The organism is Methylobacterium sp. D48H, assembly GCF_053345715.1.
Genome location: NZ_JBKFAP010000020.1, coordinates 69,252 through 83,393, shown reverse-complemented (window position 1 = coordinate 83,393; position 14,142 = coordinate 69,252). Strand labels below are relative to the sequence as shown.

The 14,142-nt window shown below is 73.0% G+C and carries 17 protein-coding genes; 5 read left to right on the top strand and 12 right to left on the bottom strand.

From position 1 onward, the window contains the following. Window positions 1-9: 9 nt before the first annotated feature. Together gshB and ACLBX8_RS24500 are read right to left on the bottom strand one after the other, a co-directional pair. Complete coding sequence (gshB, locus tag ACLBX8_RS24505) at window positions 10-966, bottom strand: glutathione synthase (RefSeq protein WP_103985405.1); 957 nt, start codon at window positions 964-966, stop codon at window positions 10-12. 46 nt (window positions 967-1,012) lie between these two features. Beyond that, entirely contained in the window at window positions 1,013-1,306 is a 294-nt protein-coding gene (locus ACLBX8_RS24500) for a hypothetical protein (protein ID WP_020093681.1), read from the bottom strand. Window positions 1,307-1,742: 436 nt separating this feature from the next. On the opposite strand from ACLBX8_RS24500, the gene ACLBX8_RS24495 reads away from it, so the two are divergent. Both ACLBX8_RS24495 and ACLBX8_RS24490 read left to right on the top strand, forming a co-directional pair. Continuing rightward, the gene (locus ACLBX8_RS24495; protein WP_042674087.1) at window positions 1,743-1,955 is read left to right on the top strand and encodes a hypothetical protein; all 213 of its coding nucleotides are present in this window, start codon (window positions 1,743-1,745) and stop codon (window positions 1,953-1,955) included. A 53-nt stretch (window positions 1,956-2,008) separates the two neighbouring features. Next, a complete protein-coding gene (locus ACLBX8_RS24490; protein ID WP_447700368.1) occupies window positions 2,009-2,836 on the top strand; it encodes a hypothetical protein in 828 nt (275 codons plus the stop codon). 67 nt (window positions 2,837-2,903) lie between these two features. Here ACLBX8_RS24490 and ACLBX8_RS24485 read toward each other — a convergent pair whose 3' ends face one another. The 4 genes from ACLBX8_RS24485 to ACLBX8_RS24470 all read right to left on the bottom strand — a co-directional run bounded on the left by ACLBX8_RS24485 (window position 2,904) and on the right by ACLBX8_RS24470 (window position 7,599). Next, window positions 2,904-3,869: a PLP-dependent cysteine synthase family protein gene (locus ACLBX8_RS24485; protein WP_447715858.1), complete on the bottom strand. Its 966-nt coding sequence runs from the start codon at window positions 3,867-3,869 to the stop codon at window positions 2,904-2,906. 97 nt (window positions 3,870-3,966) lie between these two features. Beyond that, window positions 3,967-4,626 carry a DUF1254 domain-containing protein gene (locus tag ACLBX8_RS24480; protein ID WP_107351944.1) on the bottom strand — a complete coding sequence of 220 codons (660 nt, stop codon included), beginning with the start codon at window positions 4,624-4,626 and terminating at the stop codon, window positions 3,967-3,969. After that, window positions 4,614-5,297, bottom strand: a complete 684-nt coding sequence (locus tag ACLBX8_RS24475) for a DUF1214 domain-containing protein (protein WP_020093686.1) — start codon at window positions 5,295-5,297, stop codon at window positions 4,614-4,616. Before ACLBX8_RS24475 ends, ACLBX8_RS24480 begins: the two co-directional genes overlap by 13 nt. Window positions 5,298-5,301: 4 nt before the next feature. After that, window positions 5,302-7,599, bottom strand: a complete 2,298-nt coding sequence (locus ACLBX8_RS24470; protein WP_447700370.1) for a transglycosylase domain-containing protein — start codon at window positions 7,597-7,599, stop codon at window positions 5,302-5,304. Between the two features lie 314 nt (window positions 7,600-7,913). On the opposite strand from ACLBX8_RS24470, the gene ACLBX8_RS24465 reads away from it, so the two are divergent. Next, on the top strand, window positions 7,914-8,405 hold the full coding sequence (locus ACLBX8_RS24465; protein WP_447700371.1) for a YcgN family cysteine cluster protein: 492 nt from the start codon (window positions 7,914-7,916) through the stop codon (window positions 8,403-8,405). Window positions 8,406-8,468: 63 nt separating this feature from the next. Here the strand turns inward: ACLBX8_RS24465 and ACLBX8_RS24460 are convergent, their stop codons facing one another. The 6 genes from ACLBX8_RS24460 to ACLBX8_RS24435 form a co-directional block, all read right to left on the bottom strand. After that, window positions 8,469-9,158, bottom strand: coding sequence for an NrsF family protein (locus ACLBX8_RS24460; RefSeq protein ID WP_447700372.1), 690 nt, complete (start codon window positions 9,156-9,158; stop codon window positions 8,469-8,471). After that, the gene (locus tag ACLBX8_RS24455) at window positions 9,158-9,715 is read right to left on the bottom strand and encodes a sigma-70 family RNA polymerase sigma factor (protein ID WP_020093690.1); all 558 of its coding nucleotides are present in this window, start codon (window positions 9,713-9,715) and stop codon (window positions 9,158-9,160) included. Before ACLBX8_RS24455 ends, ACLBX8_RS24460 begins: the two co-directional genes overlap by 1 nt. Before the next feature lie 110 nt (window positions 9,716-9,825). After that, the gene (locus tag ACLBX8_RS24450; protein WP_447700373.1) at window positions 9,826-10,575 is read right to left on the bottom strand and encodes a DUF1223 domain-containing protein; all 750 of its coding nucleotides are present in this window, start codon (window positions 10,573-10,575) and stop codon (window positions 9,826-9,828) included. Window positions 10,576-10,645: 70 nt separating this feature from the next. After that, window positions 10,646-11,434 (bottom strand): creatininase family protein, encoded by a 789-nt coding sequence (locus ACLBX8_RS24445; protein ID WP_447700374.1) that lies wholly within the window; start codon window positions 11,432-11,434, stop codon window positions 10,646-10,648. 133 nt (window positions 11,435-11,567) lie between these two features. Beyond that, complete coding sequence (locus tag ACLBX8_RS24440) at window positions 11,568-12,101, bottom strand: protein phosphatase CheZ (protein WP_020093693.1); 534 nt, start codon at window positions 12,099-12,101, stop codon at window positions 11,568-11,570. Between the two features lie 110 nt (window positions 12,102-12,211). Continuing rightward, complete coding sequence (locus tag ACLBX8_RS24435) at window positions 12,212-12,595, bottom strand: response regulator (RefSeq protein WP_012317888.1); 384 nt, start codon at window positions 12,593-12,595, stop codon at window positions 12,212-12,214. 276 nt (window positions 12,596-12,871) lie between these two features. On the opposite strand from ACLBX8_RS24435, the gene ACLBX8_RS24430 reads away from it, so the two are divergent. Continuing rightward, window positions 12,872-13,858 (top strand): bifunctional riboflavin kinase/FAD synthetase, encoded by a 987-nt coding sequence (locus ACLBX8_RS24430; RefSeq protein ID WP_447700375.1) that lies wholly within the window; start codon window positions 12,872-12,874, stop codon window positions 13,856-13,858. Window positions 13,859-13,920: 62 nt separating this feature from the next. Beyond that, window positions 13,921-14,139 carry a DUF2093 domain-containing protein gene (locus ACLBX8_RS24425; protein WP_020093695.1) on the top strand — a complete coding sequence of 73 codons (219 nt, stop codon included), beginning with the start codon at window positions 13,921-13,923 and terminating at the stop codon, window positions 14,137-14,139. The last annotated feature ends 3 nt before the right edge of the window (window positions 14,140-14,142 follow it).

Here is a 14,142-nt window from a genome sequence, read left to right as displayed (position 1 = left end):
CGCGCCCCGTCAGACGCCCTTGCGCGCCGCGATCCGGGCCTCGATCGCGTCCCAGACCGCGACCGACAGGTCGGGGCCCCCGAGCCGCTGGATCGCCCGGATGCCGGTGGGGGAGGTGACGTTGATCTCGGTGAGATGCCCGTCGATCACGTCGATGCCCACCAGGATCAGGCCCCGCCGCGCCAGTTCCGGGCCGATCGTGGCGCAGATCTCGCGCTCGCGGTCGGTCAGCTCGGAGGCGGAGGCGGCGCCGCCGCGGACCATGTTGGAGCGGATGTCGTTCGCGGCCGGGACGCGGTTGACCGCCCCCATCGGGACGCCGTCGACCAGGATGATGCGCTTGTCGCCCTCGGTGACCCGGTCGAGGTAGCGCTGCACGACCCAGGCCTCCCGGAAGGTCGTGGCGAACAGGTCGAACATCGAGCCGAAATTCGGGTCTTTCTCGGTGACCTTGAACACGGCCGCGCCGCCGTGCCCGTGCAGCGGCTTCATCGCCACGGTCCCGTGCTCCAGCCGGAAGGCCTCGATCTCCGCCTTGTCGCGACTGATCAGCGTCGGCGGCATCAGCTCGGGGAAGTCGAGGACGAACAGCTTCTCGGGCGCGTTGCGCACCTCGAAGGGATCGTTGACCACGAGGGTCTCCGGATGGATCCGCTCGAGCATGTGGGTGGCCGTGATGTAGGCCATGTCGAAGGGCGGGTCCTGGCGCATCAGCACCACGTCCGCCTCGGCGAGGTCGATCCGCTCCGGCGGCGCCAAGGTGAAGTGCGCGCCCTCGACGTCCTGCACGGTCAGCCGCTCGACGCGGGCCGTCACGCGACGGCCCTGCATCGAGAGCCGGTCGGGCGTGTAGTAGACGAGCGCGTGCCCCCGCCGCTGGGCTTCCAGCAGCAGGGCGAAGGTGGTGTCACCCGCGATCCGGATGTTCTGGATCGGGTCCATCTGGACCGCGACGGTCAGGCTCATACCAAACGCCCCTCGCCAACGGCGGGCAACTCGACCGGGTCCCGTCTCAATCGTCGGACAGGGACTTGCTGCCGGTGCGCTTGTCGTAGTCGCCGATCGCCGCCCGGCATTCCGGGGACAGGCGCTTGCGGTTGCGCATCATGCAGCGATCCGCGTCCTGGCTGTTCGGATCGACGCCCGCGCAGAGGCGGAAATAGTCGTTCGCGCAGCCGAGCTGCAGGCCCTGATCCTCCCGCTGGGCGTAGGCGGGGCCGGCGGTCAGCGCGAACAGCGCCAGCGCCGCAGTAGCCAAGCCGCGGCGGCGGAAGGCGCGCAGGGATCGTTCCGGAACCAGTCGCATTCAGCGGTGTCCTCAATCTCGATCGGGCGGAGAGCCGACACGACGGTCCCGCCATCGCCCGTGCCCGGCATATCGGTCGGGCCGGGCGGTAGGCAAGCGCCGAGGGTCCCGACGGGTTCCGCGCGGCAACGTCGCGGCCACGCTTCGCCGCGGTGTGGCGCGCGGGTCGCACAGCGCCGCCGCCCGGCGGGCCGTCCGCACATAAGAAGGCCCCGTCCGGATCGGACAGGGCCTCAAGTCGAAGGGAGGAAACGCCCGCCATGGGCGCGAACACCCACGCAATTCACGCGCCAACTCCTGCGAGCACCGAGATTCCCGGCGGGGGCCCGGAAAGACTCCGTTAACCACGTCGTGCTGGATTGTTTCGGTAGCCCTTGCCGACGCCCTCCGAAGGGCCCGGGCCAGATGCTCGGACCGCCGACAGGAGCCGGAGACCATGACCCTCATCAAGCCGCTGGAGACCGGCGAAGCCCGTTCGTCGAAGCCCGTCGCCGATCCGGCGCGCAGAGCCGCGCAGGCCCCGTCCGCCACCCTGATCCCGTTCCCGGGCGCGGAGGCGCGGCGGACCTGCCGGATCCCGCGCTCCGGCGAGCGGCGCGGCGAGATCCTCCTGTTCCTCGGCGTGCGCTACGAGCGCCTCGCGTCCTGAGGACGTCCCCGCGCATGTCAGCCCGGCCGCGCGACACCACCGACGGTTCTCCCATGTCAGCCCCGGATCGCCGGCAGCCCGACCGCGCGCGCACCACGCTGCGCCTCGCCCCCGCCGGCGCCGCGCTCGCCCTGCTCGCGGCCTGCACCCAGAGCGGCGATTTCGGCCGGCCGCGCACGGGGGTCTGGAACGGGCTCATCGACACGACGGGCAGCTTCAGCACCCGGGATCGTGGGCGCCTCCTGCTCGATTCCGGCCTCACCGACGACGAACTGACCCTGCGCGACCGCGCGTGGCGGTTCGTCGCGCCGGCCAGCAACTTCACGGCCTTCCAGGACACGGTGTTCGGCCTCGCCAGCGCCCACGCGCTCCCGCCGACGTGGCGCTACGAGGAAGTCGGCGCCTATTACGAGGCCCTGACGGAGGAGCCGTCCCGCTCCCCAGTCTCCCGCTACCGGAAGCTCAGCGACGACGCGACCGCCGACGCGCGGCTGATCCCGCTCTTCGTGGCGCTGGCCGCCCGCGTCATCGACGCGGATGCCGCTCGCCTGCGCAGCCTGCCCTTCGCCAAGACCCTCGACGACGCCGCCGTGCGGGATGCCGTCCAGCGGGTCGCCGAGAACCGCTGCCTGATCGCCTGGGTGCGCTTCGAGGCCGGCCTGCGGCTCGCCCGCTACCGGTTCGCGCTGGAGCACCTGTTCGCGGCCGCGCCGGCGCCGGAATCGGTCTCGGCCGAGCGGTCCATCCTGATGCTGGCCGCGCGCCGCAACCTGCTCGACCCGCTCCTGCCGCCGGACGCCGCGGCCCGGTGCGGCCTCGGGCCGCTTCCGCTGCCGCCCCCACCGGTCGCGCAGGCGGAACCGCTGGTGGTCAAATACTGAGCGCTCGAGGCCGCCCGAGGATGAGGGTCGTGCCGCGCGGATGGCCGGAGGCCGGACTCCGCCGGCACTAGTACTTCAGTCCGGTGTCGCAGAGGACGGTCACGGCGGTCGCGTCGCTGGGGAGGCGCCCGGACGACAGCAGCGCGACCGTCGCCGCGACGTTGGCCGCCGCCGAGTAGCCGACGTGCAGGCCCTCCCGCGTCGCCAGGGCCCGCCGCCACTCCTCGGCCGCCGCGTCGGTCACCGGGATGGACAAGTCCATCAGGCCGGCCGTCCAGTGCGGCGGGACGCTGCCGTAGCCGGTGCCCTGGATCAGGTGCCGGTGCTTCGTGACCGGCAATCCGCCGAGGGGCTGACAGCCCGCCGGCTCGACCGCGGCGCAGATCAGGGACGGGTTGCGCTTGCGCAGGGCCGCGGCCACGCCGAGGAAGGTCGCGCCCGTGCCCACGGCCGCCACCCAGGCATCGACCCGGCCGGACGATTGCGCCCAGATCTCTGGTCCGGTCGTCTCGCGATGCGCGCGCAGGCCCTCCGGCGCGTGGAACTGGTCGATGTAGAAGCCGCCCCGCTTGGTCGCGACCCGCTCCGCCGCGTCAGCGGCCGCCCGCACGTCGGCGCCCGTGACCTGCCCCGGGACGCCGTCCACCTGCGGCACCCGCACGACCTCCGCCCCGAGCGCCTCGAGCATCCGCACGCGCTGGAGGCTGTTCCCGGCCGACATCGTGACCACGAGCGGGTGCCCGAGGGCCGCGCAGGCCACCGCGAGGCCGGCCCCCATGTTGCCGCTGGTCATCTCCACCACGGGCGCCCCCGCGGCGAGGCGGCCGTCCGCGCGCGCGGCCAGCAGGATGGCGCGGGCGGCGCGGTCCTTGACGCTGCCGCCGGGCTGCATGAACTCGGCCTTCGCGAGGATGCGGCCCGGACCGGGATGGACGCGTTCGAGGGCGACGAGCGGCGTGTTGCCGATCAGATCGAGGGCGGATCGCGTGATCCCGGCGGCCGAGGACGGCATCGTCGCGGCGGCTGCGATCATCGCGTCGGCGGGGCCGGCGCCGTCATCCGGGAGAACGCGGGGCCGCGGGGGCTCGGCACCGGCCGACCGGCGCCGCGGACCCGTGCGGCGTCCTCGCTCAGCGTCCCGCTCCCTTGCCCGACGCATCCTTGCCCGACGCGTCCTTGCCGGGCGTGTCCTTGCCCGCGGACGCATCGTCCGTCGGCGTGTCGGTGGTGCAGGAGACGGCCTGGACGGCGGCGTTGGCGGCGGGCCTCTGGCTCGGGAGACCGGCGATCACCCGCACCACCACGAAGCCGCGCGCGTCGGGCGCGACGATGCGCACGTCGCGGCTCGGATCGTTCTCGTCGTCGTCGGCCAGCGCCTCGTCGTACTGCGCCCGGGTCAGGATCACGAGATCCAGGGCCCCGCGGACCGCGGCCTGATCGGTCACCGCGTAGAACGCCCCGCGGCGGGCATGCGCGGCGAGCGAGAGCGACAGCGGACCGGTGCGGGCCGAGACGCGCATGGGCCCGTCCGCGAGGTTGTAGGCGCAGACGCCCACGGCGACCGCCGGATCCGGGATCGGCAGCCACGCCTCGGGCGGGGAGGGGTCGTCGCCGGTCGCGACCGCGTAGATCGATTGCGGATGGTCCAGGTTCTCGCTGGTGCGGGCGCGCGAGACCGCGTCGGCCTCCGACAGGGCGGGGATCGCCAGGACCGCCGCGATGTGGACGATCCCGGCGAGCACGAGGCCGATCAGCGTGGCGTAGACGAAGCGCAGGCTCACGGGGCGCACCCCACGCGGGTGATGGCCGGCACGGCACTTCGGTCGAGGGATCCGACGCTGGCGGCGACCGGCGTATCGTACAGGCGCAGGGCGAGGCGGACCGGCCCGCTCGCCCGCGGGCTCGGGAGCCAGTTGCCCGGCTGGACATCCGGCGCGAGCGTGATCGTGAAGCGCCCGTCGGCCGTGCGCAGCACTTCCGTGGAGGTGAAGCCCTCGCGCAGCGGCGCGCGGCCGGGTTCGCGCGCGCCGCGCCCGGCGACCGTGACGGTCCAGGCGCGGGCGGGCGGTGTCGCGCCGCCGATCCGGTACGTGCAGGTCGCGTCGAGCGCCTGACCGGAATCGTCGACCGCCGCGGTCAGAAGCAGGCCCTCACCGACCGCCAGAGGGATCTCGCCGCGGCGCGCGTTGACGGCGCGGGTGTAGGGATCGGCATTCGCCGCGCCGGCCCGCGGCCACGCGGTCCAGGCTCCGACCTGCACGCCGCCGAACGGGTAGCCGCCGCTCGTGGCCCAGTCGGCGCTGGCGAGTCCCAGGACGGCGCCCAGCGCCAGGGTGTAGGCGGCGAGGCCGGCGATCGAGCTCTTGCGCCAGAGGCGCAGGACGAAGCGCGCAGCGCCGTTGCGTGGGGCGCCGGCGAACACGGAGGTCCGGCCGAGCGCCTCGGGGATCGTGAGCTTCATGCGCTCACCGCACCTCGGTGAAGCCGCCGACCGGGCGGGCGCCCTCGGCGACCTCGCGCAGCTGACCCGACGGCGGCGCCGCCGCCCGGTCGCCGGGCTTCCGGCCGGTCCTCGGCGCGCTTCCGGCGCCGGCAGGCGCGTCCGCGGCCGAGCCGGGCGCGCGCTCGACGGTGCGGAACAGGCCGTTCAGGCCGCTGATCACCTCGAAGGAGCGGCGCGAGAGCTTGCCGTAGGCGCTGGCATTGGGATCGGTCGGCGCGGTCGGGCCGCCGGAGGCCTGCTGCTGGGCGGCGCGCGGGCTCTCCTTCAGGCCGGGCAGGCCCTTGATCTCGATGCCCTGGTGGGCCGGCTCCATGACGTCGTGCCAGAGCTGGGCCGGGAGGGAGCCGCCGGTGAGCTTGTTGGTCGAGGTGTGGTCGTCGTTGCCGAACCAGACGGCGCCGACGTAATTGCCGGTGTAGCCGACGAACCACGCGTCCCGGTAGGCGTTCGTCGTGCCGGACTTGCCCGCCACCTTCACGCCCTCGAGCTGGGCCCGCTTGCCGGTGCCCTCCTCGACCACCTTGTTGAGCATGAAGTTCATGTCCGCCACGACCTGGGGCGAGAGAACCCGCTCGGGCGCCTCGTCGGCGTGGCGGTAGATCACCTCGCCGGACGAGTTCTTCACCTCGATGGCCGCGTAGGGCTTGGCGCGGAAGCCGCCGTTGGCGAACACCGCGTAGCCCGCCGCCTGGTCGATGACCGTCACCTCGTCCGAGCCGATCGGCATCGAGACCGTGTCGATCAGGTTCGAGGTGATGCCCATCTTGTGCGCGAGTTCCGTGATCTTCGCGCGGCCCGCCTTGGCGGCCTTGGCCTCGTGGGAGATGCCCATGGCCTTGCCCAGCGAGATCGAGATCTTGATCGGGATCGTGTTGATCGACTTCGCCACCGCGAGCCACATCGGCACCCGTCCGGCATAGGACCGGCCGTAATTCTGCGGGCACCAGTTGCCGATGCAGACGGGGCTGTCGACCACCGTCGTGTCGGGCTTGAACAGCCCGGAGGCGAGCGCGGCCGAGTAGACGTAGGGCTTGAACGAGGAGCCGGGCTGGCGCAGCGCGTCGGTGGCGCGGTTGAACTGGCTCTCGCCGTAATCCGCGCCGCCCACCATGGCGCGCAGCGCCCCGTCGGGATCGAGGATCACCATGGCGGCCTCGTCCACGTCGTAGGCGTCGCCGGATTTGCGCAGGATGTCGGCCACCGCCTCGTCGGCCCGCTTCTGGATCGCGAGGTCCAGCGGCGTCTTCACGGTCAGCACGCGGTCGTTGCGCAGCTTGCCCGCGTCGGCCATCGCCTTGATCTCGCCGAAGGCCCAGTCGAGGTAGTAGTCGGCGGTGATGTCGCGGGTGCGGGTCACCGGCGTCGCCGGGTTGCGGAGCGCCGTCTGGATCTGGCCCTCGGTGACGAAGCCCGCCTCCACCATGTTGTGCAGCACGTCCGCCGCCCGCGCGCGCGCCGCCGGCAGGTTGACGTGCGGGGCGTACTTGGTCGGCGCCTTGAACAGGCCCGCCAGCATGGCGGCCTCGGCGAGGCTGATGTCCTTGAGCGGCTTGCCGAAATAGTAGTCCGCCGCCGCCACCGCGCCGAAGGTGCCGCCGCCCATGTAGGCGCGGTCGAGGTAGAGCTTCAGGATCTCGTTCTTGGTGAGATGGCTCTCGAGCCACAGGGCCAGGAACGCCTCGTTGACCTTCCGCTCCAGGGAGCGCTCGTTCGTCAGGAACAGGTTCTTGGCGAGCTGCTGGGTGATCGAGGACCCGCCCTGCGTGCCGCTGCCGCCGCGGGAGTTGTTCACCAGCGCCCGCAGCGTGCCGATCGGGTCGATGCCCCAGTGCTCGTAGAAGCGCCGGTCCTCGGTGGAGACCAGCGCCTTGATCATGATGTCGGGAAAGTCGTCGAGCTTCAGCGAGTCATCGTGCTTGATGCCGCGCCGCCCGACCTCGGTGCCGTAGCGGTCGAGGAAGGTGACGGCGAGATCCTGCTGCTTCAGCCAGTTCTCGCTGGTGAGCTGGAAGGCGGGCTGCGCCAGCGCGAGCATCAGGATGGCGCCGCCGGTCCCGATCGTCACTCCCTCGCTCGTCAGGTCGAGGGCGACGCGCTTCCAGCCGCGCACCGCGAAGCGGCTCATGACGCGCTGGAAGCGCTCGTAGGCCTGACCCGTGGACTGGCCGCCGTCGTACAGGCTCGCGTTGACCCAGGCGTCGAAGGCGAGGGCGGCGCGTTCGAGGCGGACCTTGATCTCGGTGAACGTCGGCAGGCGCACGATGTCGAACCCGGCTTGTCGAGCGCCTCTGCGGCGGATCCTGGCGGCGGATGGTCGGGCGCCCGCGCCGCGGACACGAACCCTGCGCCGGCGCCACCGCACGGCATCCGACGTCCATAGCAGGATCCGGAACCGGCGGCGAGGCTCTGCGCAGTCTCGTGATTCGCCGCGGACGAGCTTGGCCTTAACGCACGACGGGGCGATCCGGTCGCATGGCAATCGCAGGGCGGCCGCCGGCGACACTCGGCTGCCACGCTTGCAGCGGTGCCGCGCCTCGGGCAGAGAGGCGGCCTCCCCTCTGAGAGACTTTCCCGATGCCCAAGCCCGAGGCGCCGCGCCGCGGGGCGGTCGAGCCGTTCTGGCGGACCAAGACGCTCGAAGCCATGACCCCGTCCGAGTGGGAGAGCCTGTGCGACGGCTGCGGACGGTGCTGCCTGATGAAGCTCGAGGACGAGGATACCGGCGAGGTCCACCACACCGATATCGGGTGCACCCTGCTCGACGGCCTCACCTGCCGGTGCCGCGACTACGCGCGGCGGCAGAAGCGGGTGCCCGACTGCGTGCGCCTGACGCCGGAGGCGGTGCGGTCGATCGCCTGGCTGCCGCCGACCTGCGCGTACCGGCTCGTGCGCGACGGGCAGCCGCTCTACCCGTGGCACCCCCTGATCTCCGGCCGGGCCGCGAGCGTGCACGAGGCGGGCATCTCGGTCCGCGGCCGGCTCGCCGGCAACGAGGAGGAGTTCTCGGAGGACGAGTTGCCGGACCGGATCGTGGCTTGGCCGGGCCTCGATCCCGGCGCGGTGTGAAGCGACCGCACCGGACGTCCCCTCGAGCGATCGGCCGAGTTCGCGAGCCTCGGTCGGTACGCCCTAGCCGGCCCCGGCGTGTCGGCCGAGCAGCCGGCCGCCGGCCAATCCGTTCGCCGCGATCACGATGGCGACCGCCGCCGCGTGGAACAGCAGGTCCGTGGCGGTGGCGTCGTGCGGGTGGACCGGCATCAGCAGCGCCGCCGCCGCCGCCGCCACCGCCAGCCCCCCGAGGGCGGCCGTGAGGTTCGGCCGCAGCGGGCAGGCGCGCCGCAGCATCACGACGATCAGCACGGACAGCGGCACCGAGACGCAGATCAGGAAGCTGAAGCAGCCCGTGATCGGGTGCTCGCCGTGCATCTCGGCCCCCGGCGCGATCCAGTCGCGCAGGCAGCCCAGCCCGCTCGCGCCGATCCAGAGCGCGAGGGGCGGCAGCGGCAGCAGCGCCCAGCGGCCGGACCGTCCCGGCACGCTGGTGGCGAAGGCCGCGTAGGCGGCCGTGATCGCCGTCAGTACGGCGCCCAAAGCCGCGAGGGCCAGATCCGGCACATGCATGCGCAGCATGAAGCCGCCGGTCCCGACCCAGGCGGCGAGGACCACGCCGAGCACCAGCGTCACGCCGAGCCAGAGGGCCGCGCGGGCCTCCGGGGCCGGCAGCGGCCGCACGGGTTCGAGCCCGACCGCGAGTTCCTCGACCAGCCGCTCGTGGCGGGACAGGTCGCCGCCGGCCCAGTTGCTCCCCTCTCCGGGCATCACTCCCGCTCCTGCGTCAGGCTGGCCCGGAGCGCCTTCAGCGCCCGGTGCAGGTTCACCTTGAGGGCCCCCTTGCTGCGGCCGGTAAGGGCGGCGGTCTCGTCGAGCGACAGCTCGCGCAGGCCCAGGTGCTCGACCGCCTGCCGCTGGCCGTCGGGCAGGGCCGCCACCGCCCTGGCCAGGGCGGCGGCCCGGTCCCGCGCCTCCAGCCCGTGGCCGGGGGCCGGCCCCGGATCGACCTCCGCCTCGTAGGCCAGCGGGTCGTTGACCTCCCGCGGGCGCCGCCCGGCGCGGCGCAGCCGGTCGATCGCCCGCCGCTGGGTGATGGCGCGCAGCCAGGGCAGGAACGGCCGGGCCGGATCGTAGCTCGCCCGAGCCCGGTGGACGGTCATCAGCGCGTCCTGCACGACGTCGTCCACCGCCTCGCCGCGCACGCCCTGCGCCCGCGCGATCGCCGAGACCACGGGCAGACAGGCCTTCAGCAGCGCGCGATAGGCGGCCGCGTCGCCGCCCTGGGCCGCCGCCATCAGGGTCGCCAGTTCCTGTTCGAGCGCCATCCGGGCTCCGCCGTCGTTCCGTCCCCCGGCACGCGGCGTGTCTAACCCACGGTCCGATCCCGACGCCAGCACCCAGCCGCGCGCCGGCATCCCGCCCGGGACGGCGAGGATCATCGCACGGCCTCCCGGACCGTCGCGGCGGGCGACGTTGCGGGAGACGCGGCGAGGCGCGCGGCGCCCAGGATCCGCCCGTCCTCGGACTGGAGCAGCAGGGCCGCCGTCTCGCCCTCGGGACGCGCCGACGCGAAGGTCGCGGCGGAGCCGGACCAGCGCCCGAGGTCGCGCACCGACCGGACGATGTTGGCCTGCTCGATGGTGCGCCCGGCATTCTCGCCGCGCAGCACGCGGGTGGTGTGGCTCGGATCGTACCCGATCAGGAGGACGCGGCCCGCGGCGCCGCCGGCCCCGGCACCGATCTGCGCGACGACCTGCTCGCCGTCGCGGGCCAGCGTCACGGGAATGCCGGGCCCGGCCTGCCGGGCGCGCGCGATCGCGGCGCGCAGGCCGGCCTCGTCGGAGCCGACCAGCCCGACCTGCCCGTCGATCACCGCCTGCGGCGTGTAGGTGGGTCCGCCGAGACGGGCCGCGTAGGCCTCCTGGCGGGCGGTGGCGGCCGGCAGGGCGTAGCGATCGCGCCAGTCGAGATGGTTCCAGTAGGTGACGTGGAACGCGAGCGGCAGGACATCGCCCTGCGCCCCCGCCGGCTCGTGGGCGAGGCGGCCGATCAGCGCCTCCGCGGGCGGGCAGGAGGAGCAGCTCTGCGAGGTGAACAGCTCGACGACGACGGGGCGCTCCGCCGCGTCGGCCGGGTAGAGGCTGCCGCACAGCAGGGCGGCGGCGATCAAGAGGGCAGGGCGCATGGCCGGAACTCCCGCACGCCGGCGGTTCGGACCCGGCGTACCGGCTCCTTCGGCGGCGGCGCGGCGGCGGTTACACCGGCGGCGCGAGCTCGAAGGCGTCGACGTCGCGCAGCAGGGCGACGAAGGCCCGGGCGCCGTGGTCGAGCGCCGCGCGGCCCGCCTCGGCCGTGCCGAGCCGCGCGTCGCCCATGGCGCCCGAAGCCTGGAGATCGCCGGCCTTCCACGCGAAGGCGGCGGGGCGGCCGGCGCGCAGGTGGGTGAAGTCGCGGATCATCGACAGCGTGCGCGGCGGGAAATCCGCGACCCGGTCGGTCCGGACGAGGTCCGGCCGCAGGGCCAGCATCAGCGCCGTCTCGATGCCGCCGGCGTGGATGCCGTGGGCGATCTCGTCCGCCGGGAACAGACCCTCGGGATAGCCGAGCCGCGCCCAGGATGTCGTGACCGCGACCATGCCGAACCGGGCGCGCAGCTCGCCCGCCACGAGATCGATGAGCGCGCTGTTACCGCCGTGGCTCGTGACGATCACCAGCTTGCGGCAGCCGGCGCGGTGGACGGCCGCGCCGATGCCCGTCCAGGCGGCCAGCGCCGTCCCGGTCTTCAGGGAGAGCGTGCCGGGAAACGCGTCGTGCTCGTCGGACTTGCCCACCGGCTGGACCGGCAGCAGCAGCACGTCGAGATGCGCCGGCACGCCGTCGCGCACCCGGGCGAGGTAGCCCTCGGCGATCACGGTGTCGGTCGCGAGGGGGAGGTGGGGACCGTGCTGCTCGACGGCGGCCACCGGCAGCACGGCGATCGCGCGACCCATGTCCCGTTGGGTGAAGTCTTCGGTGGTCAGCTCGGACCAGAACTGCGCCGTCATCTCTGCCGCGGCCTCCGCCCGCCCCGCACGCGGCGGGTCCGGAAAGCGATCTAGCCGGCAGGCCGGCGCCGAGTCGACCGTCGCGCCGGCGATCCTTCCTCAGACAACCGGTCCCGCGCCGGCCCGGATCGCGTCAGGCGAACAGCGCGTCGATGTCGTCCTGGGAGGGCGTGGCGTCCACGGCCTGCGGGCCGTTCAGCATGAGGTCCTCGGCCCGGGTCCGCCGGGCACGCTCGGCGGGATCCATGGAGGCCGCATCGCGGGCCTTCACGGCGCCGACGAAGCGGGCGAGGCGCTGCTCGAACAGGCGCAGCGATTCGACCACCTTGGCGATCCGCTGGCCGGTGATGTCCTGGAACGCGCAGGCCTCGAAGATCGTGTTGATGCGCTCCTCGACCGCGTCGCGGTAGCCCGGCCCGTCGGGCAGACCGAGCATCGCCTCGGCGGCCTCCATGATGGTGTTGGTGGCGCCGGCGGTCGCCTCCACGACGCTGCCGAGCTCCTCGTGCGCCATGGGGATGCGGTCGCGACTCATCTCGTTCGCGCGCAGCGCCCCGATCTCCTCGCGGAGATGGGCGATGTAATCCGCGATCTCGATCAGCTCGGAGATCACGGTCTGCGGCTCGCGAAGTCGCAGATCGGTCTGCCGTGCGGCGGCTGACGACATGCTCTCCTCCTCGGATCTGTGACCGTCCTCGCCGGCCACGCCACGTCTCGGCGTCCGGCGGCGCGGGAGCGATCCGTCCGGACGCGCGGTGGTCGAAGACGGGAGGCCGGTCAGCTGCCGCAGACCGCCTCGATCTTCGACTTCAGCGTGGCCGCGTTGAAGGGCTTGACGATGTAGTTGTTCACGCCGGCCTTCTTGGCCGCGATCACGTTCTCGGTCTTCGATTCGGCCGTCACCATGATGAACGGCGTCGTCCGAAGATTTTCGTCGGCGCGCACGTGACGGAGCAGCTCGTAGCCGGTCATCGGCTCCATGTTCCAGTCGGAGATGACCAGCCCGTACTTGCGACCCTTCAGTCGTGCGAGCGCCTCGGTCCCGTCGGAAGCGTCGTCGACCTCCTCGAAGCCGAGCTGCTTCAGTAGATTGCGAATAATGCGGACCATCGTCTGGTAATCGTCGACAACGAGGATCGGCATGCTCAGGTCGAGAGCCATCGAACAACTGCTCCGTATTGCCCGGCGGGAAGCCGCGGCGGCTCCCGGATAGATTAACGCTTCGCTAACGCTGCAATTTAGCTGCGCTGCACAGCATTTCAAATAGGGCATGCGCATTGCGAAGCCGTTAATCGGCGCGGGCGGCGCATGGCCGCCCGCGCGGCGTCGCCTCGCTTGACCCTCCGGGCGCCTTTCGGCAGGGTCCGGCCGCGTCGGGCCCCTCGCGGACATGTCAGGCGACCCTATCCGACCCTTCCGAGCACTCGACCCGAACCGATGGCCACAGGCGACGACACGGCCGCGCGACCCTTCACGATCTGCCGCGCCGACGCCCCCGTCCCGCCGGCCCTGGCCGGCGCCGTGGCGGCGATCGGCAACTTCGACGGCGTCCATCTCGGGCACCGGATGCTCGTCGACAGCGTGCGCGCCGCCGCCCGCGCGGCCGGGCGGCCGGCCGCGATCCTGACCTTCGAGCCGCACCCGCGGGCCTACTTCACGCCCGACGCGCCGATGTTCCGGCTGACCGGCCTCGCCGCCAAGGAGGTCGTGTTCGCGCATCTCGGCCTCGACGGGCTGATCGTGCGCCGCTTCGACGGGGCCCTGGCGGAAACCGGCGCCCGCGCCTTCGTGCTCGATTTCCTGAAGCGGTCGCTGGGCCTGTCCGGCGTGGTCGTCGGACACGATTTCCACTTCGGCCGCGGCCGCGAGGGCACGCCCGCGATCCTGGCCGACCTCTGCCGGGAGGCGGGGATGAGCTGCCGCATCGTGGCGCCGGTCGCCCTCGGCGGCGAGACCGAGCCGGTCTCCTCCAGCGCGATCCGCGAGGCCCTCGCGGCCGGCGACGTCGCCCGCGCCAACGCGCTGCTCGGCTACCGCTGGTTCGTCCTCGGCGCGGTCCGCCACGGCGACAAGCGCGGCCGCCAGCTGGGTTTCCCCACCGCCAACGTGATGCTGCCCGATTGCGGGCTCGCGCACGGCATCTACGCGGTGCGGGTCCGCCTGGCCTCGGGCGCGTTCCGCGACGGCGTGACGAGCTACGGCCGCCGCCCGACCTTCGACGACGGCGCACCGTTGCTGGAGACCTACCTGTTCGACTTCTCCGGCGATCTCTACGGGCAGGACATCGCCGTGGAGTTCGTCGGGTACATCCGCGGCGAGGAGCGGTTCGCCAGCGCCGAGGCGCTGGTCGAGCGGATGCATGTCGACGCGGCCGCGGCCCGGACCATGCTGGCGCGGGATGAGACCCCGTCGATGCTGACCTGAGCCCCGCGGGCATCGCGGCGGGCGCGGATCGTGTAGAAGGCACCATTGAGCAGGAGGCGGACGTGCTGGGTCGTTACGAGCGCGCGAACAACGGCGAGGCGGTCGTCGAGTACGGCGACGGCACCATGCGGGTGGTCAAGCCCGGCAGCTTCGTGCGCTGCGCGGTGACCGGCGAGCCGATCCCGCTGGACGCCCTGCGCTACTGGAGCGCCGCCCGCCAGGAGGCCTACGTCTCCCCCGAGGCGATCCTCAGGCGGCTCAAGGAAACCGGCCGCCCCTGACGG